Genomic DNA, 22,662 nt, shown 5'->3' on the forward strand with positions numbered 1-22,662 from the left:
ATGCGCATCCTTGCCCGCAGGACTTCGCCCACGACGTCGTCGGAATGGTCTGGAGCAGTGGTGGTGCCTATGCCACCTGGTGGACCGCAAACCCCGAGGAGATCCACGGCATCAACTTCCTCCCCATGACCGGTGGTTCGCTGCACCTGGCCAGGGAGAAGCGCGAAGGTCGCCACGGTCACCGGGACCACGTACACCGACACCGGGCTGACCCCCGGCAGCGAGTACTCCTACAGTGTCAAGGCCCGCGACACCGCCAACCAGGTCGGTCCGGCCAGCGCCGTCGTGACCGCCACCACCTCCGGTGACGCTCCTCCGCCGTACGTCACGGGCGACACCTTCTACCCGCGGTCGGGCGGCGAGCTCGCCACCCAGGCGACCGCGACCGGTTCCTCCGACACCATCCCGTCCTGGGCAACGGCCCGTCCGGCGTCCAGGTGGGCACGGGCTCCGTCCTCACCATCCGGTTCGCCTGATCAGGAGCCCGGCTCCGTCCCGGTGGGACACTCGACCGGCCGGGCCGAGCGCAAAGCACCGATCACTGGACAACCGGCATCCGGCGCAGCGGCTGGTCCTGGTACCGGACGACGTCCTCTCCTGTACCAGGACCGGCCCGCGCGTACGCGCTCGCTGACCGGCCTCGGATCCAACGGACCCGCAATCGCCGCCACGGAGGCTGCCACATATTCTGACGGTGCGTCGGAAGAGTCGGCGATCGGTCAGCGTGAGTCCTGAAAGACCTGCGGAAAGCTGACCGAACACGCGAATCGTTGTACGCTCCGGAGACCGCCCTTGACCTGCGTGAAGCAGGCAGGGAGCAGACATTTCGGGAGTTATTTCATGCTTCGTACCATGTTCAAGTCCAAGATCCACCGGGCCACCGTCACCCAGGCCGACCTGCACTACGTCGGCTCCGTGACCATCGACGCCGATCTGCTGGACGCGGCGGACCTGCTGCCCGGAGAACTGGTCCACATCGTGGACATCACCAACGGGGCCCGGCTGGAGACCTACGTCATCGAGGGCGAGCGCGGGTCCGGGGTCATCGGGATCAACGGGGCCGCGGCCCATCTCGTGCACCCCGGAGACCTGGTCATCCTCATCAGCTACGCACAGGTCGAGGACGCGGAGGCGCGGGTGCTGAAGCCCCGCGTCGTGCACGTGGACGGCGACAATCGGATCGTAGAGCTGGGCGCGGACCCCTCCGCCCCGGTGCCGGGGACGGATCAGGAGCGCAGCCCCCACGCGGTGGCTGTCTGACGGGAGTCGGGGACCATGCCGGAGAGTCACAGCGGCCAGAGCGGCCAGAGCGGCCAGAGCGGCCAGAACGCGCCGATCGAGTTCCAGGACGGGCGGAAGGCCGGGCGGCTGTTCGCCGTCGAGGGCGGGGCGGTGGTCGGATTCATCGCCTACTTCGTGCTCGCCGAGGCGCCCCACGCCCTGGTGGCGGTGCACACCGTCGTCGAGCCGGCCCATGAGGGCCGGGGCATCGCCGGGGGGCTGGTGAGGACCTTCTACGGGCTCGCCGCCGCCGAGGGCGTGCCCGTGGTGCCGCTCTGCCCGTACGCGGCGAGCTGGGCCGCCAAGCACCCCGACCAGGCGCCCGAGCCGGCCGCCGAGGTCGTGGCGGCGGCCAAGGCCCAGCTCGACTCGGACTCCGACCTCTGGTGACGGAACCGGGCCTGGTCCTGCTGCACACCTCGCCCGTGCACGTCCCGGTCTTCGACGCGCTGCGCGACCGGCACCACCCGGGGGCCGTACTGCGCCACCTGGTGGAGCCGGAGCTGCTGGAACGGGCCCGCGCCGAAGGGCCCCGGGCCGTGGCTCCGGCCCTGCTCGCGGCACTGGCGGCCTCGGGGCCCGCGCCCGTGCTCGTCACCTGCTCGACCATCGGGGCGACCGCGGAGTCGCTGGCTCCGGAGCTCGGTGTCCCCGTACTGCGGGTGGACCGGCCGATGGCGGCCGCGGCGGTGCGCACGGGCGCGCGGATCGCCGTACTGGCCGCCCTGGAGTCGACGCTCGCCCCGACCGCGGAGCTGCTGGCCGAAGAGGCGGTGACGGGCGAGCGGCGCGTGTCCGTCCGTACGCACCTGGTCGCCGGGGCCTGGGAGCGCTTCGAGGCGGGGGACACGGACGGTTACCTGGCCCGCGTGGCCGCGGCCGCCGATGCAGTGACCGGCGCGGATGTCATCGTGCTCGCCCAGGCCTCCATGGCCGGGGCCGCCGACCTGACCGCGAGCGCGCTCCCGGTGCTGTCCAGCCCGGCCCCGGGCCTGGCCGCCGGCCTGCGGATGCGTCCGGGGCCGCAGTAGGGGCGTACCCGCCGCCATCGCGGGAAACTGAACAATATGGGACGAAACATAGAGCAGACGCAGCCTCCGGTGCCGGGGCCCAGCCCGTTCCCCGACCCGGAGCCCATGCCGCAGCCGGTGCCGCCCGTGCCCGGACCGGTGCCCGAGCCGGACCCGATCCCCCCGCCTCCGGGGCCCGCGCCGATCCCCCAGCCGGGGCCCCTCAGCTAGGCCCCCGGCCAGGGCGGCGTGCCGGACGTCAGTCCGTGCGGACCTCCGAGCGGTCGCCGCTCCAGAGGGTGTGGAACGAGCCCTCGCGGTCGGTCCGCCGGTAGGTGTGCGCCCCGAAGAAGTCCCGCTGCCCCTGGGTGAGGGCCGCCGGCAGCCGTTCGGCGCGCAGGGCGTCGTAGTACGCGAGCGAGGCCGCGAACGCCGGTACCGGGATGCCCTCGCCCACGGCTGCCGCGATCACCGCGCGCCAGTCCTCCTGCGCCGCGCCGATCTCGTCCGCGAAGCCCGGGTCCGCCAGCAGGCTCGGAAGATCCGGCCGGGCGTCGTACGCCGCCCGGATCCGGTCGAGGAACGCGGCCCGGATGATGCAGCCGCCGCGCCACAGCGAGGCCATCGCGCCCAGGTCCACGCCCCACCCGTACTCCTCGCTGCCCGCGCGGATCTGGTGGAAGCCCTGGGTGTACGAGACGATCTTCGACGCGTACAGCGCCTGCTCCACCTGCGCGGCGAAAGCCTCCGCCGCCTCCGGCGCGAGCGCGCTGGCGGTCGGCCCCGCGAGCCCGCGTGCGGCCGTCCGCAGGTCCGCGTGGCCGGAGACGGCGCGGGCGAAGACCGCCTCGGCGATCCCCGACACCGGCACCCCCAGGTCAAGGGCGATCTGCACGGTCCAGCGGCCGGTGCCCTTCTGCTCGGCGGCGTCGGCCACGACGTCGACGTAGGGGCTGCCGGTCGCGGCGTCCGTGTGCGCGAGCACCTCCGCCGTGATGTCGATCAGGTACGAGTCCAGGCGCCCCCGGTTCCACTCCCGGAAGGTCTCCGCGATCTTCGCGGGGGAGTAGCCGGCGACCTCGCGCAGCAGGTGGTAGGCCTCGGCGATCAGCTGCATGTCGGCGTACTCGATGCCGTTGTGCACCATCTTGACGAAGTGTCCGGCGCCGTCGGGGCCCACGTGCGAGGTGCAGGGCGTACCATCGGCGGCCTTCGCGGAGATCTTCTCCAGCAGCGGGCCGAGCGAGGCGTACGACTCCTGCGAGCCGCCGGGCATGATGCTCGGGCCGAGGAGCGCGCCCTCCTCGCCGCCGGAGATGCCCACGCCGACGAAGTGGATGCCCTGCTCGCGCAGTTCCCTCTCGCGGCGCCGGGTGTCCTCGAAGTGGGCGTTGCCGCCGTCGATGATGACGTCGCCCTCCTCCAGGAGCGGGGCGAACTCGCGGATCACGGCGTCGGTCGGCTCCCCGGCCTTCACCATGACGACGATGCGGCGGGGGCGCTCCAGCGCGTCGATGAACTCCTTCGCCGACTCGGCGGCCACGAAGCTGCCCTCGTGCCCGAATTCCTCCACCAGGGCCGTGGTCTTGGCGGCGGTCCGGTTGTGGACGGCCACCGTGAATCCGTTGCGGGCGAAGTTGCGTGCGAGGTTGCTGCCCATGACGGCGAGTCCGGTGACGCCGATCTGGGCTGTGCTGGTGCTCATCGTTGCGCTCCTGCGTGCTTCGGTGTGCTTCGGTGTGCGGGACTGCCGACGCTACCCCCACGCAGTCGCCTGTGGATCTCCTGACGGGCAACACACCGTCAAGTACCGCTGAGAAGCGCCCCGTTGCGCCCCTTGTCATGCCCTGTTCGCAACGTTAAGTTATGCGGTTCCTGATGTCTTCAATGGGGGCTCCCATGGGTGTACGGGGCCGGCACCGCCGGTATCAGCCGAGCAGCATCAACCGGGCCTCGCTGGCCGTCACCGCCGGCGGCGCCGGGATGGCGCTCCCGCTCATCGGCGCCGGGGTCGCCCACGCCGCCACCGTGGACACCTGGGACAAGGTCGCCACCTGCGAATCCACCAACAACTGGCGCATCAACACCGGGAACGGCTACTACGGCGGCCTCCAGTTCAGCCAGAGCACCTGGCGGGCCTTCGGCGGCGCCGCCTACGCGCCGCGCGCCGACCTGGCCACCAAGGACCAGCAGATCGCGGTCGCGGAGAAGGTCCTGAAGGGCCAGGGCCCCGGGGCGTGGCCGCAGTGCGGCAAGAAGGCCGGTCTCACCCGCAGCGGCCCGGCGCCGGCCGTCGCCCCGCCGGCGCCGTCGCAGCCCAGGGCGCAGTCCGCGGCGCAGCCCAAGGCCGTGGCGCCGTCCCAGCCGGTGAAGACGGCGGCCCCGGCGCAGGCCGGCGCACCCCGCCCGACGGGGACCTCCGTCCTGCCGAACCCGTACGTCGTCGCGCCCGGCGACTCGCTCTCCGCGATCGCCACCGAGCAGCACGTCGAGGGCGGCTGGCAGGCGCTGTACGAGACCAACCGGACCACGGTGGGGCCCAACCCGAACCTGATCTTCCCGGGCCAGCGGCTCACCCTGCGGATCACCGCCACACCGGCCAAGTCGCCCACGGCGCCGTCGACGCCCCCGCCCCCCGAGCAGAACCCCGAGAAGCCGCCGCGGACCGCCGACCCGGTGAAACCCGGGGAGCCGACGGCCGAGAAGCCCGCCGAGAAGCCCGCGCCGCCGAAACAGGCCGAAAAACCAGCCGAAAAGCCGACCGAGAAGCCCGCGACGCAGCCCGCCTCAGCGCAGCAGGAGCCGGATGCGGGCGGTTTCTCCGCCCCCGTCGACGCCGCCCTCGGCACCGCGTACCGCGTCTCGGGCTCCCACTGGTCCAGCGGCTACCACACGGGCGTCGACTTCCCCGTGGCGACCGGCACCACCGTCAAGTCGGTCGGGCCCGGCCAGATCGTCTCCGCCGGCTGGGCCGGTGCCTACGGCTACCAGGTCGTCATCCGGCACACCGACGGCCGGTACTCCCAGTACGCCCACCTCTCGGCCCTCGGCGTCAAGGCCGGCCAGCAGGTCTCCGGGGGCCAGCGGATCGGCCGCTCCGGCTCGACCGGCAACACCACCGGCCCGCACCTGCACTTTGAGATGCGCACGGGACCCGGATACGGCTCCGACATCGACCCGTTGAAGTACCTCCGGGGCCACGGGGTCCGCATCTGACCCGCGCACGGGCGAGGGCACGACCGTGAGCAGGACCAGGCCGGCCGCCGCCACGAGGGCGCTGGCCACCGCCGCGGCCGTGCCCGCGGCCCCGTACCGGAAGCCCTCGTCGAACAGCGTGATGCCGACCGTCGCCGCGACCACCGGGTTGATCACCGTCACGGTGGCCAGCGGCGCGGTCAGCCCGGCGCCCCGGTAGGCCGCCTGCGACAGCAGCAGTCCGGCGGCCGCCAGCGCCGCGATCGCGGTGAGGTCGGGCCACAGGCCGCCCAGCGCGCCGGGGGCGAAGCCCTCGGCGACCGACTTGGTGAACACGGAGGCCATGCCGAAGGCGGTACCGGCGGCCGCGGCCAGCAGCACGCTGTGCAGCACCGCCCGGCGCATCCGGTGCGCCACCACGAACAGCACGGCCACCGCCGCCCCGGTCACCGTCAGCAGCATGCTCCCCTCACCACCCGCCAGCGATTGCTCCGCCCGGCCGTCCCCGCCGGTCAGCGCCAGCAGCCCGGCGAGACCCACCGTGGCCAGCACCGCCCCGCGCCAGGCGGCCGCGCCCGCCCGGCGCCGTACGAAGACGGCCGCCATCGGCAGGGCGAAGACGATGGTGAGCGCACCCAGCGGCTGCACCAGGCTCAGCGGTCCGTACGCGAGGGCCACCACGTGCAACAGCGCACCGAGGCCGTTCAGCCCCACCGCCACCCACCAGACGCCCCGCCGCAGCGGGGCGTACGGGCGGTCCGGCGTGCTCGCCGCGACCCGTTCCTGGACGATCGCGCCACCCGCGTACGCCAAGGCGGACACGAGGCAGAGCAGGACCGCCAGCGCCAGTGCACTCATAAGGTCCACAATGCCCGACCCATCTGCGCTATTCCTCCGCCCACAGGTGGTCACCGGTCATACTCCCGGCGTAGTACATGAGTACGCCAGCGTGACCCTTACCGCAGCGGAAGGCGACCCCTGAGGCGCCCCGGAGCCACCCCAATCGACCCCTACGGTGACCGGCCGCTCGCGGTCCGTGAGGTTTCCCGGAGCGGGTTTGGCTCCAGGCGCGTGGGATCCGTACAGTTCCCCTTTTGAGGACTTCCGCAGCAGGCGGATGCGGACGAGTGATCAAGGAACGGCAGCGGCCATGACGGTGACCGAAGAAAGCCACGACCACGGGCAGGCCTATGGGCCGGGCATCGACCCCGAGCGACTGGCTCTCTGCCTCAGCGTGCTCGACGAGCTGGACAAGCTCGACGTCGACCACCCCGACGCCATCACCGTACGCCGCGCCACCGCCGGCCTGTACCGCACGGTCAAGCAGCGCCGCCGCCAAGAGCGCCGCGCCGCCAAGACCGCCAACGACAAGGCCGTCACCGAGGCCACCGCGACCGGCTCCGCCGAGCGCATCGACGACGAGACCGAGGGCATCCTGCCCTCCTCGGTCACGGAGGCCGGCCGGATCGCCGGGATACTCCAGCGCCCGCGCTCCTGCTACATCTGCAAGACGCGGTACGTCGAGGTCGACTACTTCTACCACCAGCTCTGCCCCGAGTGCGCCGCCGAGAACCGGTCCAGGCGGGAGGCGCGCGCCGACCTCACCGGCAAGCGCGCGCTGCTCACGGGCGGCCGGGCCAAGATCGGCATGTACATCGCGCTGCGGCTGCTGCGCGACGGCGCCCACACCACCATCACCACGCGCTTCCCCAAGGACGCCATCCGCCGCTTCAAGGCGATGGAGGACTCAGCGGACTGGATGCACCGCCTGGAGGTCGTCGGCATCGACCTGCGCGACCCGGCCCAGGCCGTGGCCCTCGCCGACCAGGTGGCCGGCGCCGGTCCGCTCGACATCCTGATCAACAACGCGACGCAGACCGTGCGCCGCCTGCCCACCGCCTACGCGGCGCTGGTCGAGGGGGAGGCCGCCCCGCTGCCCGCCGGCGAGCTCCCCGCCCACCACGTCATCGGCGCCTTCAACTCCGGCGCGGTCGACGGCCTGACGGCGCTGCCCGTCGGGGTGAGCGGGCTCGAAGCGCAGAAGGTCGCCGACCTCGCCCTGGTCGCGGGCAACGCCAGCCTGGAGCGGCACCTCGACGGCACCGCCATCGACGCGGGCGGCCTGCTGCCCGACGTCGTCGAGAGCAACACCTGGGTGCAGACCATCGACCAGATCTCCCCGGTGGAGCTGCTCGAGACCCAGCTGTGCAACTACACGTCGCCGTTCATCCTGATCAGCGCACTCCGGCCGGCCATGGCGGAGGCCGCCCGCAAGGCGTCCAGCGGGCGTGCGTACGTCGTCAACGTCTCGGCGATGGAGGGCGTCTTCAGCCGCGGCTACAAGGGAGCGGGGCACCCGAACACCAATGCCGCCAAGGCCGCGATGAACATGGTGACGCGGACCAGCGGCCAGGAGATGTTCCAGACCGACCGCATCCTGATGACCTCGGTCGACACCGGCTGGATCACCGACGAGCGCCCGCACTTCGACAAGCTGCGCCTCGCCGAGGAGGGCTTCCACGCCCCGCTCGACCTGGTCGACGGCGCGGCCCGGGTCTACGACCCGGTCGTCCGCGGCGAGGCCGGCGAGGACCTGTTCGGCGTCTTCCTGAAGGACTACGCCCCGGCGAACTGGTAGCCCCGGCGGCCCCCGGCCTACGACATGCCCGCGATCGACCCCCTCGGCGAACCGAGGGGGTCGATCGCGTTCCGGGCGGGCGCGGCCCGGCAGGACCCGGCCGCGACCAGTTCCAGCAGCGGCCGCCAGTCCTCCAGGACGCCCGCGTCCAGTCCGGACCCGGCGGCCGCATCGTGGGCCTGGCGCAGGGTGGCCACCGCGTCGGCGTCGTCGCCCTGCCCGTCGGCCTCGCCGGCCCGGTCGCTCCCCGCCGCCGGCGCGTGCAGCCGTACGAGTCGGGCCACCCGCTCACCCAGCAGCGGGCGCACCGCCTCCGCTGCGAGTACGGCGTGTCGCGCTCCGTCACCCGGACGGAGCAGCAGCCCGATGCCGTGCAGCAAGCCCGCGAGCTGCAGTTCCTTGTCTGAGGGGTGCGAGCGGCGGATCAGCGCCGCCGTCCGCAGGGCGTGGTCGTCGCAGCTGCCGCGGAGCAGGTCCATCAGCTCCACCACGCTTGTGACGTACGGCACTTGGGCCTCCGGCACTCCGGACCTCGACACCGCCGACCCCCTCCGTCGCGCCTCGCGCATCCGGGTCCGAGCACACCACCCGTCACCTACCCGCCGACCTACGACTTGCTGAACTCGGGACGAAACTAAGAGGGCGCAGCGGATTTTGCCTTCCTATCGAGCGGAGGTCCGCTCATATGTGTACTCTGGGGCATCAAGACGGCCCCCATCCGGGCCGCGCTCCACTAAGGCGCCACCGCGTCCGGAAAACCCTTGATCCCTTGCCCGGCGCGCGGTCCGCCTGCCGGGTTACGCGAAGGAGTGCGCGGTGACTGAAATGACGCAGCCCGAACCGACGTCGCTGGAGCGACCGGCATCGCGGTCGAAGAAGCCCCGGACCGACGAACTCGGCAGCCTCGAGGTCTGGGCCCGCTCCGCCCCGATCCGGCTCGCGGGGTACGAGGACGACCTGGCGGAATCGCACATCCTGCCCGGAATCGACTGATCCGCAGAGCAGCGCAGAGCGCCCCCCGTGCCGATCGGCACCGGGGGCGCTGCCCTTCCCGGCGGGTTCCCGTCCCGCGTACGCCCTGAGCGTCATCGCTGTCGGCGATCAACGCTTCCGCGGCCCGGCCCACCGGTCCAGGCTGATCGGCATGAAGCTGCTGATGCTGGGTGGTACCGAATTCGTCGGACGTGCGATCACCGAGGACGCCCTCGCCCGGGGCTGGGAGGTGACCGTCTTCCACCGGGGGCACCACGCGCCCCCGCCCGGCACCCGCGCCCTGCACGGGGACCGCACCGCTCCCGGGGGCCTGGCCGCCCTCGCCGCGGGGGAGTGGGACCTCGTCGTCGACACCTGGGGCGGCGCCCCCACGGCGGTGCGCGACAGCGCCCGCCTGCTGAGCGGCCGCGCCGGGACGTACGCGTACATCTCCAGCCGCTCGGTGTACGCCTACCCGGCCCCCGCCGGGCAGGGAGAGGACGGCCCCCTCGTCGAGGGCTCGCCGGACGCCGGGTCGAAGGCCTACTCCGAGGACAAGAGGGGCGGCGAACTCGCCGCACTGGAGGCCTTCGCGGACCGTGCCCTGCTGGTACGCGCCGGCCTGATCCTCGGCCCGTACGAGAACGTCGGCCGGCTGCCGTGGTGGCTGAACCGCACGGCGCGCGGCGGCCCGGTGCTCGCCCCCGGCCCCCGCGGACTCCCGCTCCAGTACATCGACGTGCGCGACCTCGCGCGCTGGACCCTGGACGCCGCCGAGGCCGGGCTCGGCGGCCCGTACAACCTGGTCTCCCCGGTCGGGCACGCCACCATGGGCACCTTCCTCGACGCCTGCGCCGCCGCCACCGGTGGCGGCGGCGACCTGCGCTGGACCGACCCGGAGCCGATCCTGGCGGCCGGCGTGGAGCCGTGGACCGAGCTCCCGGTCTGGCTCCCCGAGGGCGAGTCGCACGACTACATGTTCGGCGGGGACGTGACCAGGGCGCTGGAGGCCGGCCTGAAGTGCCGCCCGGTCGAGGAGACCGTGGCCGACACCTGGGCCTGGCTGTGCACCCTCGGCGGACAGGCCCCGCAGCGGCCGGACCGGCCGGCCCCCGGAATCGACGCCGAGCGGGAGGCCGCCCTACTCGGGCTCTGACAGCCAGGCGTCCGCGAGGCGGGTCGGCGGGAGGTACTCGCGCACCAGCGTGCGGTGCCACCAGGCCCCCGTCTCGCGCAGTTCCCGCCAGGTGGTGAACCGGTAGCGGTAGAGCAGGGCCCGGACGTAGACGGGCGGCGCGTCCGGGAACGGGTTGTGGCGCAGCAGCCGCAGCGTGTCCCGGTCGCCCGCCAGCAGCCGCTCCACGAACGGCCCGAACCAGTCCCGCGCGTATCCGGGGGAGATGGCCGCGAACCACATCAGCCAGTCCAGCCGCAGGTGGTACGGGGCGAACTGGCGGGGGATCCTGCGCAGTTCGGTCGGTTTGCCCCGGAAGCCGTACTCCTGCCATGCGCCGTCCTCGTGCGGCACCCGGTCCGCGGTGCCCTCCACCACCACCTCCATGCGGACCCGGCCGACCGAGCCGAAGGCCCCGTAGGTGTTGACCAGGTGGAGTGCGTCGAAGGAGCGGTTCATCACCTGCCGGCGCGAGATCATGTTGAGCACCGGACGGTGGCTGAGGAACAGCACGAGGGCGGTCACCGCGCAGACCAGGACCACGAACCACACCGGAGCCCCCTGCGAGGCGGCGGCCGGCGGAGCGCCCGCGAGCCCGGTGAAGTCCACGGCCGAGAGGGCCAGTGTGATCGTCAGCCAGTTCAGCCAGGCGAAGTTGCCGGACAGCACCAGCCACAGCTGCGTCGCCACGATGATCCCGGCGGCGTACGAGGCCACCGGCTGCGGGGTGAACAGCAGGACCGGGACGATCAGCTGGGTCACGTGGTTGGCCGCGCACTCCACCCGGTGCAGCGGCTTCGGCAGATGGTGGAAGAACCAGCTCAGCGGCCCGGCCATCGGCTGCGTCTCGTGGTGGAAGTAGAGGCAGGTCAGCTTGCGCCAGCAGGAGTCCCCGCGCATCTTGATCAGCCCGGCCCCGAATTCCACGCGGAAGAGCACCCAGCGCAGCAGCCACAGCACGAGCACCGGCGGCCCCACCCGGGCGTTGCCGAGGAAGACGGCGAGGAAGCCCACCTCCAGCAGCAGCGACTCCCAGCCGAAGGAGTACCAGGTCTGTCCCACGTTCACGATGGAGAGGTAGAGCAGCCACAGCAGGGCCCACATCGCCATGGCGGCGCCCAGCGGCACCTCGTCCCCGGCCCCGGCGGCGAGTGCCGCGGCCAGTGCCGCGCCGGTCCAGGCGCAGCCGGCGAAGAGCCGGTCGGAGTAGCGCAGTTGGAACAGGCTCGGGGCGCGACGGAAGGGCACGTACCGCACGTAGCGCGGCACGGGCAGCATGCCGTGCGCCCCGATCAGGGCCCGGAACTGCAGGGCGGCCCCGATGAAGGCGACGAGGTAGACGCCGGCCAGCGCCCGCTGGAAGACCAGCCGGGCGAGCCAGTATCCGGGTGCCGTGAACCAGTCCATCGCCTCCAGTATCGGACCGGTCAGGCGGCGGTGGCCAGCTTGCGCAGGCGATGGCCCAGCCAGCGGGCGTAGCGCAGCTGGAGGAAGGGGACCACCGGGCCGGCGAGGCGGGTGTACCAGCTGTTCGGGCGGCTGAATGCGGTCACCGTGAACCACACGGTGCCGTCGGGGTCCATGTCCACGATGAAGGACTCCTCGCCGCACTCGGGGTGGCCGGGCCGGGTCCCGTAGGCGAAACCGATCCGGGCGGGCTCGTAGGCCGTCCAGATCACCTGGCACGGGGCGTCGATGCGCAGCGGCCCCACGCCGATCCCGACGACCACGCGGGCGCCGGGCCGGACGGCGCCGGCATCGGCGCGCACCCGCATCCCGGAGGTGCGGTGCGCGTGGAAGGTGGTCACCGCGGTGCCGGCGGCCTCGAAGACGGCACGGCCGTGCCCGAGGCGGGTGCGGTGGTTCAGGTGGTGGTATCCGGCGGGCAGCGGCCGGTGGGCCGTCGCGCCCCTGTCGGGGTAGTTGACGGTGTCCCGGCCGGCGCTGATGAGGCGGGTCATGGCGAGGTCTCCAGTCGTGCGGGTGGTCAGCGGTGGGTGGTCAGCGGTGAGCGGCCGGTCGCCGTCGGCGGGCGGCCGCGGTCGGTGGTGAGCCGCCGCCAGGCCAGTACCGAGCAGAGGGCGAATCCGAGGGCGTTCCCGAGGCCGTGGGTCGCGGCCATCCAGGTCAGGGTGGGGTGCACGATCCCGGTGGCCTCGCCGACCGCCCACCACAGGGCGAGCATCATGGTGGCCACCAGCACGGCCGCCGAGGTCGCGAGCAGCGTCCGCGTGCCGCGATCGCGCGCCGCGGGCCGGATCTCCCGCCAGGTCAGCAGGGCCACGGCCCACATTCCGCCGGTCAGCACGACCGCGCCCACCAGCTCCGCCCAGTCGTCGACGAAGTAGCCGAGGAGCACGAGCAGCGTGCCCGCAGGGACGCTGTACGCGGCCCAGCGCGAGAGCCCCGTCGCCGGCCGGTCCCGGGCGGCCCGGCACACGAGCCCCGCGACCAGCGCGGCCGCGAACCCGGCGAAGTGGAAGTGCGGCACGGTCAGCGCCAGGATGTCGAGGTCGAATCCGAAGAGCCGGTACCCGGCGCGCTCGGCGACCAGCGCGGTCCCGGCGATCGCGGGCGAGACCAGCGCGGTGGCGACGGCGATCTCGGCCGGGGCCGGGGCGCGCCGCGGGGAACGGCCCCGCAGCAGCCGGACCGGGGCCCGGACCGCGAGTGCCAGGCAGGCCGCCGCGTAGAGTGCGGCGAGCGCCGTGGCGGGCAGCCCGCGCGGCAGCCAGAGGCACAGCGCCCCGGGGGCGGCGAGCAGCGGCCAGAGGCGGGCGGTCCGGCGGAGCCCGGCCGGGTCGATCAGGCGCAGGCCCGCCGGGACGACGTACAGCATGCCCAGGGTGACGATCACGTTCACCAGTACCGTCACCCTGGACTCCCCCCAACGCTGCGGCCGAACGCCTTGAACGCGTTCAACTCACGGTGGTGAGCCTACGGCCTTCCTTGAACATGTTCAAGACGCTCTCCGGTTGCGGGTCTCGCGCACATGGGGCAGACAAGAGGGAGCAACCGGGGCGAAAAGGGAGATCCACGTGCACGCACCGTCACTTCCGACACCTCGTCAGACGTCGAGCCGTCACCTACCGGCCGGCGCCGCCCTCTTGGCCCTCCTCGGCCTGTTCGCCGCGGGCTGCGGCGGCGCCGAAGAGCCCAAGAGCGCGGCCGGACCCGAGAGCCAGGAGGTCTACCTCCAGCCCGTGGCCTCCGCCGGCCCCGACCCCTTCACCGCCTCCTCGGCCACCGCCGAGTCCGCCCCCGTGCAGCCGCCGCTGCCCAACCCGACCGGACAGGGCATCCGCACCATCAACGCGGCCACTCCCGGCCTGTACGGCGGCACCCAGCGGCTCGGAAGCTGCGACGTGGAACAGCAGGTCCGCTTCCTGACGGCCGACAACGCCAAGGCCCGCGCCTTCGCCCAGGCCGCGGACATCGAGCAGGCGAGCATCCCCGAGTTCCTGCGCGGCCTCACTCCCGTCGTACTGCGCGCCGACACCCGCGTCACCAACCACGCCTTCCGCGACGGCGGCGCCGACGGCTTCCAGTCCGTCCTGCAGGCCGGAACCGCCGTCCTCGTCGACGAACACGGGATGCCCCGGGTGCGCTGCGGCTGCGGAAACCCGCTGGCCTCCCCGCTCGCGGCCAAGGGGTCCCCGGTGCACAAGGGCGACCCGTGGAGCGGCTACCAGCCCAACCAGGTCGTCGTCATCGAACCCACTCCCCACGTGATCAACAACCTGGTGATCGTCAACATCGCCGACAACACCTGGATCGAACGCAAGCGGGGCGACGACGGCGCCCAGGACAGGCCCCCGCGCACCCTGCCCCAGTACGACCCGGCCGACGGAATCCCGACGGGGCCCGTCACCCCGTCCGGGTCCGCCTCGGTCCAGCCGTGCCAGAGCGATCCTGCCGCCGCGGCGCCGGACTGCCAGCCGACCGGACCGGCCGCGCAGAACCCGCAGAATCCGCAGGGCGAGAACCCGCCGCAGAGCCCGGGCGTCCCGCAGACCCCGGGCTCGCCGTCCGACTCCGTCACCCGGCCGCAGCAGCCGCGCTCGGACGGCCCGTCGGACGTCCCCTCCGACCTGCCGGGCGACGTGCCCTCGAACATCCCCTCGGACATCCCGTTCGACCTGACGCAGCCCGACCCGAACGCCCCGGGTCTCGTGCCCGAGCCCGACGGAACGGCGCCGCAGCCGAACGATCCGTACGCCGATCCGTACGCCGATCCGTATGCCGATCCCTCCGCAGACCCGTACACGGCCCCCTCCGCAGACCCGTACACGGCCCCCTCCGCAGACCCGTACACGGCCCCCTCCGCAGACCCGTACACGGACCCGTACGCAGACCCATATGCCGACCCGGACCTGCAGCCGCAGCCCTCGGACGGGAGCCACCCGCTGGAGAGCGCCTGACCGGCCCGTGTGTCATGGTGGATCGGTGCCGACCACCGTATCGCTGCCGGACGACTGGCCCGCACACCCGGACCGGTCGCTCTCGCTGAACCGCATGGGCAGTTTCGACTGGGACCTCGTGACCGGTCTCATGCACATGGACGAAGCGGCCCTCCACGTCTTCGACACGACCCCCGACGAGTACGACGGCCGGCCCGAGTCGCTCTCCCCGCGCGTCCCGGCCACCGAGTCCGCGCGCCTCGACGCCCTCGTCTCCTCCGCCCTCAAGAGCGGGGTGGACAGCTACGGCGCCTACTTCCGCATCCGCTGCCGCGACGGGCGGCTGCGCTGGACGCACACCCAGGGCCGCGTCATGCGCGGCCCGGACGGGCGGCCCTACCGGATCATCGGCATCGTCCGCGACGCGACCGATGAGCTCAGCCACTCGGCGGAGCGCCTCGGCCTGGACGAGGAACGGCGCCGCCAGACCTCGGTGGTCGAGTCCACGACCGCCGCCCTCGCGCACGCCCGGACCGTACGGGACGTCATCGACGTCATCGGCGACGCCCACGGCCTGGAGCGGCTCGGCTCCATGGGCATGGTGATGGGCCTCGTCGAGGCCGGGCGCATCCACCTCGTGGCCGAGGGCCCCCAGGACAGTTTCGTCCCCGGCACCCGCTACACCCGGATCGACGAGCAGTACCCGATGAGCGAGGTCGTCCGCTCGCTGCAGCCGCGCTTCCTCGACTCCGCGCAGGAGTTCGCCGAGGGCTATCCCGAGCTCTGGGCGAAGATCTCGTACATGCGGATCTCGGCGGCCGCCTATCTGCCGCTCATCGCCCAGGCCCGTCCCATCGGCGCGATCGGGCTGCTCTACCAGGACAAGGACGGCTTCACCCAGGAGGAGCGCAACCTGCTCGTCGCACTGGGCAGCAGCATCGCGCAGAGCCTCCAGCGGGCCATGCTGCTGGAGCAGGAGCACGACCTCGCGGAGGGCCTCCAGCAGGCCATGCTGCCGAGGCGGATACCCTCGGTGCCCGGCGGGCAGATCGCCGTTCGGTACCGCTCCGCCCGGATGGGCCGGGACATCGGCGGCGACTGGTACGACGTCATCCCGCTGCCGGGCGGCCGGGTCGGTGCCGTCATCGGCGACGTACAGGGCCACGACACGCACGCGGCGGCGGTCATGGGTCAGCTGCGGATCGTCCTGCGCGCGTACGCGGCCGAGGGGCACTCGCCCGGCACCGTCATGGCCCGCGCCTCCGTCTTCCTGCACGAACTGGACACGGACCGCTTCGCGACCTGCACCTACGTGGAGGCCGACCTCTCCACCGGCGTGCTCCAGCTGGTACGGGCCGGCCACATCGACCCCCTGCTGCGCACCCGCGACGGGGACTGCCACCGGCTCCCGGTGGGGGGCGGGATGCCGCTCGGCCTCTCGGCGGAGTTCGGCCAGCTCGAATACCCGGTGACCACGGTGGAACTGGACCCGGGGGAGACGCTCCTCATGTGCACCGACGGCCTGGTGGAACAGCCCGGCGCCGACCTCGACGACGGCATCCAGCTGCTGACCTCCCAGATCCGCAGCGGACCGGCCGACCTGCAGTTCCTGGCGGACCGGCTGTGCGCGCTCGCCGACGACCGGGGCGGGAACGACGACATGGCACTGCTCCTGCTGCGCCGCGAGGTGGCGGCCGCCCCCCAGGCCGGCAGCCGCCTGCAGCAGCATGTGGCACCCGGCGACCCCGAGGCTTTGGTGGCGGCCCGCCACATGATCGGGGCGGCGGTGCGCGCGTGGGGCGCGCGGGAGCGGTCCGACGAGATCGAACTGGTCGCGGACGAGCTGATCGTGAACGCCCTGATGCACACCGACGGCCCGGCGATCGTCACCCTGCGCATCCTGGCGGGCCACGAACGCAGGCTGCGGGTGGAGGTCGAGGACCGCTCCAGCGCACTGCCGCGGCGGCGCGAGGCGGGGGAGGCGGGGGTCTCGGGACGCGGCCTGATGCTGGTGGACCGGCTGGCGGACGTGTGGGGCGTGGAACCGCGGGGCGGCGGCAAGTGCGTGTGGTGCGAGTTCGTCATGGGCCAAGGGCTGTCCCGCTCATCTTGATGAGGCTCATTGAAACGGCCACGCCCTGATCGGATTACCCCACACCTGCTCGATGGATCCCCAGGCATGGGGCACCCGACCTGCGACCGGGAGCCACAAGGGCGCTCGATGGACAGTCAGTTCCAGGGGCGGGGTGGACTGTCCCTGGTGGCCGAAAGCCAGCGCGTAGCGCCGCCGTAGGCGCCGAGGCCGTACGGGCACCGCCGACGGCTACGGCACGCTCGTGGCCTTCCTGGCGTCAATGACATGCGCTGGATCACCGGGGGCACCATCCCTGTCTCCGGCTGCATGCGCTGACGCCACGCGGTCTTCGCCGCTGACCCGAAACCGGCCGGAGCCGCTCAAGGTCAGCGAGGAGTGAGGAGACAGAACTCGTTGCCTTCCGGGTCGGCCAGAACCGTCCAGGAGATTGCGGACTGGTCGATACCAGGGTCGGTGGCGCCCAGGGCGCGCAGTCGGGCTTCCTCTGCTTCCAGGTCGTCACCGGGGTAGGGGCAGACGTCGAGGTGGACGCGGTTCCACACACTCTTGGCGTCGGGGGTGCGGAGGAACTCCAGGTAGGGGCCGACGCCTTTGGCGGATCGCATGGTCGCGTGGTCGTCGGTGACCTCGTGCAGCGTCCAGTCCATCGCCTGGCCCCAGAACCGGGCCATCCCTCGTGGGTCGGTGCAGTCGACCACCACCGCGGCGATCGGCCCGGTGTCCTGGTAGATCGGGCGGGGCTCCAGGACGCAGAACTCGTTGCCCTCCGGGTCGGCCATGACCGTCCAGGGGACGTCGCCCTGACCCACGTCGGCGAGCGTCGCGCCGAGATCCTTCAAGCGCGCGACCAACTCCGCCTGATGGGCGGTCGAGGTGGTGGCCAGATCAAGGTGCACCCGGTTCTTCACCGTTTTGGCTTCCGGGCGGGCGACGATGTCGATGCAGACGGCCACGGGGTCGGGGTAGGCGAAACCCACGGGTTCGAGGTTGGTCACGCCGGGTCCCTCGCTGTCGACACCCCAACCAAGTGCCTCCGCCCAGAACCGGCCGAGCACGGAGTCGTCCTGAGCCTTCATATTGATCTGCACGAGTCTTGTTGCCATGCCGCAGATCCTAGAAGCTGCCGCCGCCCCAGGCCGCCGCGATCAGACATGTGCTCGCCCCGGTACTGACCACGGTCGCCCTCGTCGAGACTGTGGGAGTCCTTGTGAACGAAGGCGAGACCCGACCACGCCGCCTGCATCCGGCCGGCCAGTGGCACGGAGCCCGAACAGACCACCGCCGAGAGGTCGAAGAACCACAGGTATTCCACCAACGACCAGGTCGTCATCGACGCCGACACCCGCCTGGTCGTCGTGGTCGGCCGGCTTCTCGCCGGGAACCGCAACGACTGCAGGGCATGGGAGGAATCCGGCGCCAAGGCCGCCGTCGGCAAGACCCTGACGATCGCCGACGGAGACTATCCGGGCACCGGACTCGTCATCCCTCACCGCCGCGAGCGCGGCCAGACCGAACTCCCGGACTGGAAAGGGGAACACAACAAGTCCCACAAGCAGGTCCGAGCCCGCGTCGAAGACGTCTTCGCACGCATGAAGACCTGGAAGATCCTCCGCGACTGCCGCCTCAAAGGCGACGGAGTCCACCACGCCATGCTCGGCATCGCCCGGATGCACAACCCCGCCCTCGCCGGATAGGTCAGCGGGCCGTACGGCGGCCGGCCCTGCCCCAGGCGATCCGGAGATCATTTACGGGACAACGCATCTGGGCCGTCCCTTTCGGATCTGGCCTGACCGGCAAGATCCAAAAGAGACGACCCGGGTGTGATGCCCCTGGCGGGGCGACCGGGCGGCGGGCCGGGAAGCTGGAACATCCGGCCTGTGCAGCGCCAACTCGCGCCCAGACAGGGAAAGTCCGTTGCGGGGCGCCGCCCGGTCCGTGAGGATCGACGGCGATGACTATCGCCATGGATGACGTCCGCCGGCTGCTCGACGCAGGGGATCTGCCCGGAGCCGTGCGTTCGCTGCGCCCCCGCGCGGAGACCCTCCCCGTCGCCGAACTCGCCAACGCCACACGGGCCCTGGCCGAGACCGCCGGCTTCACCGACCTGGCCGACGCCGCCGGGGCCGCCGCCGAGCGGGCCGAAGAACCGCAGGCCCTCTACGACTTCGGCTACGCGTGCGTGGAGCGCGGCGTCGCCTTCCTCGCCGTCGCGCCCCTGCGCGAGGCGCTCCGGCTGCTCCCCGACTCGCGGCCGCTCCTCGCCGAGCTGGCCTCCGCCCTGGAGGACGAGCACCGGCACACCGAGGCCGCCGCGCTGCTCTCCGGCCGCGGCGACCGGCTGCCCGCCTGGCCCGAGACGTACCTGCTGGTCCACCACACCCTGCTGGCCGGGGACCTGGACACCGCGGAGGGGCTGCTGGCCGACCTCCCCGCCCCCGAGGACCCCCAGTGGTCGGGCGCGCGCGAGCGCCAGGCACGCCAGGTGCTGCGCAGCGGCCGGTCCCGGCGGGCCCAGGCGGCGGCCGGGCACCCCGCCCCGCTCGGCGCGGCCGACCTGCGCGGCTGGCACTACGGGCTCACCGGCGGCCTGCTCGGCACCCTGTCCCCGTACGGCTGGGACGCCGGGATGACGGGCCGGTACGCCTACCTCGGCGACAGCCCCGAACAGTGCCGTCGCGGCCTGGCCCGGCTCGCGCTCGCGCTGGAGGCCGCCGGGCGCAGCCCCGCCACGGTCTCGCTGCTGCCCGGCCGGTCCGACCGGAACCTCGGGCTCGCCGCCGCCCGGGTGCTCGGGCTGCCCGCCGTGCCGTACGAACCGAACCGTGCGGACACCCTCGTCGTCGCCTACGACCTGAACGCGGCCGACCAGGAACTCGTCCGCACGCTGCGGGAGCGCGCCGACGGTCAGATCCTCCACGAGCACGCCACCTGCTGGACCGATCCGCCCGCGGTGAGCGCGGACTTCAGCGCGCTGCTCTGCCAGTACGTCGCCCCGCCGTGGCAGGACGACGACCGGCCCGAGGCGGAGATCGCCGCTGAGATCGCGGCGGCCGACCCCTCCCCGGACGAGGGCGACGGTGCCACCCCGGCCGACCCGGACGAGGCCTTCCGGGCGTTCGTGACGGGCGTCCGCACGGGCTGGCTCTCGGCGCCCCGCGACCGGGTCGCGTCACCGGGGCCCGTGCCCAGCTCGCGTTTCGCCTGAGGCGGCGGCAGGCTGGACCCATGCCGGAGCTGCCCGAGGTCGAGGCCCTGCGGGAGTACCTCGACGAGCACCTCACCGGGCGGGTGGTCGAGCGCGTCCTCCCGCTCGCCGTCAGCGTGCTCAAGACGTACGACCCGCCGCTGTCCGCCCTCGAAGGGCAGCCGGCCGGCGCCACCGCCCGGTACGGCAAGTTCCTGGCCGTGCGGATCGGCGGGCTCCACCTCGTCACCCACCTGGCCCGGGCCGGCTGGCTGCGCTGGCAGGACGCCCTGCCCGCGCAGCCGCCGCGCCCCGGCAAGGGGCCGCTCGCGCTGCGCGTCGTACTGGAGGGCGGCGGCGGCTTCGACCTCACCGAGGCCGGGACCCAGAAGCGCCTCGCCGTCTACGTGGTCCACGACCCCCAGGAGGTCCCCGGCATCGCCCGCCTCGGCCCCGACCCGCTGGCCGAGGACTTCGACCGGGACGCCTTCGCCGCACTTCTCGACGGGGAACGGCGCCGGATCAAGGGCGTGCTGCGCGACCAGAGCGTCATCGCGGGCATCGGCAACGCGTACAGCGACGAGATCCTGCACGCGGCGAAGGTCTCTCCCTTCAAGCTGGCCTCCTCGTTCGACGACGACCAGGTGACCCATCTCCACGAGGCCGTGCGCGCCACCCTGGGCGAGGCCGTGGCCCGGGCGCACGGCGTGGCCGCCGGTGCGCTCAAGGCCGAGAAGAAGAGCGGGCTGCGCGTGCACGGCCGGGACGGGGAGCCGTGCCCGGTGTGCGGGGACACCGTGCGCTCGGTCTCCTTCGCCGACTCCTCGCTCCAGTACTGCCCGACCTGCCAGACGGGCGGCAAGCCGCTGGCCGACCGGCGGCTGTCGCGTCTCCTCAAATAGCGGGGGGCTGCGTAGACTCCCACGCCATGGCGCAGGAGCAGCAGCAGTCGCCGCCCCGGCGCGAGATCGTCACCGGGGTGCCCCGGGGCGCCCGGCGCCGGCCGCCCGCACACGCCCCGGCCCGCTCGGAGATCTCCGAGCAGACCACCCTGGGGGCCACCTACGTACGGGCGCTGATGCGCAGCCAGCTGCGCGCCGGGCTGGGGGCGCTGGCCGCGCTCGTGGCGCTGGTCGGGACGCTGCCGCTGGTGTTCGTGCTGCCGCGGGCCGCGTCGGGGCCGCTGGTGTGGGTGGCGCTCGGCCTGCTGGTGTATCCGGTGATGTGGCTCATCGCCCGGTGGTACGTCACCCGGGCGGAGCGCAACGAGGCCGATTTCACCGGCCTGGTGACGGATCCGGTCGAGCGGTCCTCGTAGGGGCCTCAGAACAGGTGCATCGCCAAGTGGCCCAGCGGCAGCCCGAGCTGCCAGGCCGGGGTCCACACCCGCGCGTTCTCGTCCAGTCCCGGCGGGGTGTCGGCGTGGCCGTGCCGGCCGGGGTCGAGATTGGTGGCGAAGAGCTCGGTGCCATCCAGCCAGCGCCACGCCGCCCGGGCCAGCTCCAGGTCGGGTTCCTCGCCGCGCCCGCGCTCCCTGGCCTCCTCGCCCAGCGCGAGGAACCGCGTGTGCACCCAGTCGCGCCAGGGATGTCCGTACGCCGTCAGGGACATCCACTCGTCGAGCTGCGAGACCACGCGGATCCCGGAGAGCTCGCCGGCGGCGTCCGAGAGGTAGATCGTCAGCGCGAGCGTGTCGCGTCCGGCCCGGAACTCCAGGGTGCTGACCGGGATCAGCCGCCCCGTACGCAGCAGTTCGTCCGCGATGTACTCGGCGTAGAGCCAGGCCATGGGCACCGCGAGCCCGCCGTCACTGGTGCCGTTCATACCCTCGGGCTGCACCGTTCCACCTTCTCCCACGCGTCGAGCGTCCCGTCGTCGTCAGCCCCGAGCCTTCACCGAGCGGCTCGCGCAGCGGGGGATGTTTACGCAACTTGGACGCACTTATGCCCAATTCCCTGCGTTTTTTGTCCGGTCCGCATCCCTTCACGGCGTTCCCGGACCTGTTGCCCCGATGCCTGCGCACGCCGGAAGCTCAGGCGCCGAGGCCGTAGCCGTACCCCTGCAGGCCCTTCCGCAGGGCGCGAAGGGCGTAGTGCGTACGGGACTTGACGGTACCGGCCGGGATGCCGAGCTCGGCGGCGGCCTCCGCCACCGACCGGTCCCGGAAGTAGACCTGCATCAGCACCTCGCGGTGCTCCTGCCCCAGGGACCCCACGGCCCGCCGGACGTCGATCGCCGTGACCGAGCCGGACACCGCGTCCTCGGGGGCGGGCGCCTGCTCCAGCCCCTCCGCCTCCACCTCCAGCGGCCGTGACAGCCGGGCCCGACGGGCGTCGATGGCGAGCCGCCGGGCCACCGTGAACAGCCACGGCCGCATGGAGTCGTGCCCGCTGGCCAGGGCCTCCGGGTGCTGCCAGACCCGTACGAGGGTCTCCTGTACGAGGTCCTCCGCGCGCTGGGCGTCCCCTGCGGTGAGGCCGAGCAGGAAACCGAACAGGGCACGCCCGTGGTCGCGCTGGAGTTCGGCCAGCGCCTCGGGGTCCGTGTGCGGGAGGGCGGGGGAGAGCGACACGAGGGGCTCCTTCCGAGGTGTGTGGGGGCTGCCAGGGGTCCGTACGGGGTCCGTAGGGGAGGCGTCCCGTCCACCCTGACCTGCGGCGAGCCCCCCGGGAACCGTCCCGCCCCGGCGATGCGCCCAAGGCGCCGGGTCGTC

The 22,662-nt window shown here is 72.8% G+C and carries 20 protein-coding genes and 3 pseudogenes; 14 read left to right on the forward strand and 9 right to left on the reverse strand.

From position 1 onward, the window contains the following. Window positions 1-14 precede the first annotated feature (14 nt). The 4 genes and pseudogenes from OG332_RS41150 to OG332_RS41165 form a co-directional block, all read left to right on the forward strand. Window positions 15-306 (forward strand): annotated as a pseudogene (locus OG332_RS41150) (hypothetical protein); the annotation flags it as partial. Window positions 307-840: 534 nt separating this feature from the next. Beyond that, window positions 841-1,260: an aspartate 1-decarboxylase gene (gene panD / locus OG332_RS41155; RefSeq protein WP_327418234.1), complete on the forward strand. Its 420-nt coding sequence runs from the start codon at window positions 841-843 to the stop codon at window positions 1,258-1,260. Between the two features lie 15 nt (window positions 1,261-1,275). After that, a complete protein-coding gene (locus tag OG332_RS41160) occupies window positions 1,276-1,671 on the forward strand; it encodes a GNAT family N-acetyltransferase (protein ID WP_327418235.1) in 396 nt (131 codons plus the stop codon). Further along, the gene (locus OG332_RS41165) at window positions 1,668-2,312 is read left to right on the forward strand and encodes an aspartate/glutamate racemase family protein (RefSeq protein WP_327418236.1); all 645 of its coding nucleotides are present in this window, start codon (window positions 1,668-1,670) and stop codon (window positions 2,310-2,312) included. Before OG332_RS41160 ends, OG332_RS41165 begins: the two co-directional genes overlap by 4 nt. A 238-nt stretch (window positions 2,313-2,550) precedes the next feature. On the opposite strand, the gene gndA is transcribed toward OG332_RS41165, so the two are convergent. Continuing rightward, a complete protein-coding gene (gndA, locus tag OG332_RS41170; protein ID WP_327418237.1) occupies window positions 2,551-3,996 on the reverse strand; it encodes an NADP-dependent phosphogluconate dehydrogenase in 1,446 nt (481 codons plus the stop codon). A gap of 194 nt (window positions 3,997-4,190) precedes the next feature. Here gndA and OG332_RS41175 point away from each other — a divergent pair, with 194 nt between their 5' ends. Further along, window positions 4,191-5,507, forward strand: a complete 1,317-nt coding sequence (locus OG332_RS41175; RefSeq protein WP_327418238.1) for a transglycosylase family protein — start codon at window positions 4,191-4,193, stop codon at window positions 5,505-5,507. Window positions 5,508-5,531: 24 nt separating this feature from the next. On the opposite strand, the pseudogene OG332_RS41180 reads toward OG332_RS41175, so the two are convergent. Further along, window positions 5,532-6,344: pseudogene (locus OG332_RS41180) on the reverse strand (DMT family transporter); the annotation flags it as partial. A 292-nt stretch (window positions 6,345-6,636) separates the two neighbouring features. Here OG332_RS41180 and OG332_RS41185 point away from each other — a divergent pair. Further along, the gene (locus OG332_RS41185; protein ID WP_327418239.1) at window positions 6,637-8,124 is read left to right on the forward strand and encodes an SDR family NAD(P)-dependent oxidoreductase; all 1,488 of its coding nucleotides are present in this window, start codon (window positions 6,637-6,639) and stop codon (window positions 8,122-8,124) included. 17 nt (window positions 8,125-8,141) lie between these two features. On the opposite strand, the gene OG332_RS41190 is transcribed toward OG332_RS41185, so the two are convergent. Continuing rightward, a complete protein-coding gene (locus OG332_RS41190) occupies window positions 8,142-8,603 on the reverse strand; it encodes a hypothetical protein (protein WP_327419525.1) in 462 nt (153 codons plus the stop codon). Between the two features lie 337 nt (window positions 8,604-8,940). On the opposite strand from OG332_RS41190, the gene OG332_RS41195 reads away from it, so the two are divergent. Both OG332_RS41195 and OG332_RS41200 read left to right on the forward strand, forming a co-directional pair. Beyond that, window positions 8,941-9,117, forward strand: coding sequence for a hypothetical protein (locus tag OG332_RS41195; protein ID WP_327419593.1), 177 nt, complete (start codon window positions 8,941-8,943; stop codon window positions 9,115-9,117). Window positions 9,118-9,268: 151 nt separating this feature from the next. Further along, entirely contained in the window at window positions 9,269-10,252 is a 984-nt protein-coding gene (locus OG332_RS41200) for an NAD-dependent epimerase/dehydratase family protein (protein WP_327418240.1), read from the forward strand. Here the strand turns inward: OG332_RS41200 and OG332_RS41205 are convergent. From OG332_RS41205 to OG332_RS41215, 3 genes are read right to left on the reverse strand one after another with little or no spacing between them, the layout of a single operon-like run. Next, the gene (locus tag OG332_RS41205) at window positions 10,238-11,677 is read right to left on the reverse strand and encodes a lipase maturation factor family protein (RefSeq protein ID WP_327418241.1); all 1,440 of its coding nucleotides are present in this window, start codon (window positions 11,675-11,677) and stop codon (window positions 10,238-10,240) included. The two genes, OG332_RS41200 and OG332_RS41205, sit on opposite strands and share 15 nt — an antisense overlap. Before the next feature lie 20 nt (window positions 11,678-11,697). Continuing rightward, window positions 11,698-12,231, reverse strand: a complete 534-nt coding sequence (locus OG332_RS41210) for a DUF1990 family protein (protein ID WP_327418242.1) — start codon at window positions 12,229-12,231, stop codon at window positions 11,698-11,700. 26 nt (window positions 12,232-12,257) lie between these two features. After that, window positions 12,258-13,145, reverse strand: a complete 888-nt coding sequence (locus OG332_RS41215; protein WP_327418243.1) for a YndJ family protein — start codon at window positions 13,143-13,145, stop codon at window positions 12,258-12,260. Window positions 13,146-13,308: 163 nt separating this feature from the next. Here OG332_RS41215 and OG332_RS41220 point away from each other — a divergent pair, with 163 nt between their 5' ends. Both OG332_RS41220 and OG332_RS41225 read left to right on the forward strand, forming a co-directional pair. After that, a complete protein-coding gene (locus tag OG332_RS41220) occupies window positions 13,309-14,691 on the forward strand; it encodes a DUF6777 domain-containing protein (protein WP_327418244.1) in 1,383 nt (460 codons plus the stop codon). A gap of 7 nt (window positions 14,692-14,698) precedes the next feature. Then, window positions 14,699-16,783: a SpoIIE family protein phosphatase gene (locus OG332_RS41225; RefSeq protein WP_327418245.1), complete on the forward strand. Its 2,085-nt coding sequence runs from the start codon at window positions 14,699-14,701 to the stop codon at window positions 16,781-16,783. Between the two features lie 347 nt (window positions 16,784-17,130). Here the strand turns inward: OG332_RS41225 and OG332_RS41230 are convergent, their stop codons facing one another. Beyond that, window positions 17,131-17,868 (reverse strand): VOC family protein, encoded by a 738-nt coding sequence (locus OG332_RS41230; RefSeq protein ID WP_327418246.1) that lies wholly within the window; start codon window positions 17,866-17,868, stop codon window positions 17,131-17,133. 165 nt (window positions 17,869-18,033) lie between these two features. Between OG332_RS41230 and OG332_RS41235 the strand changes: the two are divergent. The 4 genes and pseudogenes from OG332_RS41235 to OG332_RS41250 all read left to right on the forward strand — a co-directional run. Then, window positions 18,034-18,459, forward strand: a pseudogene (locus tag OG332_RS41235) (transposase family protein); the annotation flags it as partial. Between the two features lie 257 nt (window positions 18,460-18,716). Then, window positions 18,717-19,970 carry a hypothetical protein gene (locus tag OG332_RS41240; RefSeq protein WP_327418247.1) on the forward strand — a complete coding sequence of 418 codons (1,254 nt, stop codon included), beginning with the start codon at window positions 18,717-18,719 and terminating at the stop codon, window positions 19,968-19,970. A 20-nt stretch (window positions 19,971-19,990) separates the two neighbouring features. Then, window positions 19,991-20,851: an Fpg/Nei family DNA glycosylase gene (locus OG332_RS41245; RefSeq protein ID WP_327418248.1), complete on the forward strand. Its 861-nt coding sequence runs from the start codon at window positions 19,991-19,993 to the stop codon at window positions 20,849-20,851. A gap of 26 nt (window positions 20,852-20,877) precedes the next feature. Continuing rightward, window positions 20,878-21,267 (forward strand): hypothetical protein, encoded by a 390-nt coding sequence (locus OG332_RS41250; protein WP_327418249.1) that lies wholly within the window; start codon window positions 20,878-20,880, stop codon window positions 21,265-21,267. Window positions 21,268-21,272: 5 nt separating this feature from the next. Here the strand turns inward: OG332_RS41250 and OG332_RS41255 are convergent, their stop codons facing one another. Both OG332_RS41255 and OG332_RS41260 read right to left on the reverse strand, forming a co-directional pair. Next, a complete protein-coding gene (locus OG332_RS41255) occupies window positions 21,273-21,773 on the reverse strand; it encodes a hypothetical protein (protein WP_327418250.1) in 501 nt (166 codons plus the stop codon). 208 nt (window positions 21,774-21,981) lie between these two features. Further along, window positions 21,982-22,521, reverse strand: a complete 540-nt coding sequence (locus tag OG332_RS41260; RefSeq protein ID WP_327418251.1) for a sigma-70 family RNA polymerase sigma factor — start codon at window positions 22,519-22,521, stop codon at window positions 21,982-21,984. Window positions 22,522-22,662: the final 141 nt, after the last annotated feature.

The organism is Streptomyces sp. NBC_01233 (assembly GCF_035989305.1).
Taxonomy (GTDB): Bacteria; Actinomycetota; Actinomycetes; order Streptomycetales; family Streptomycetaceae; genus Streptomyces.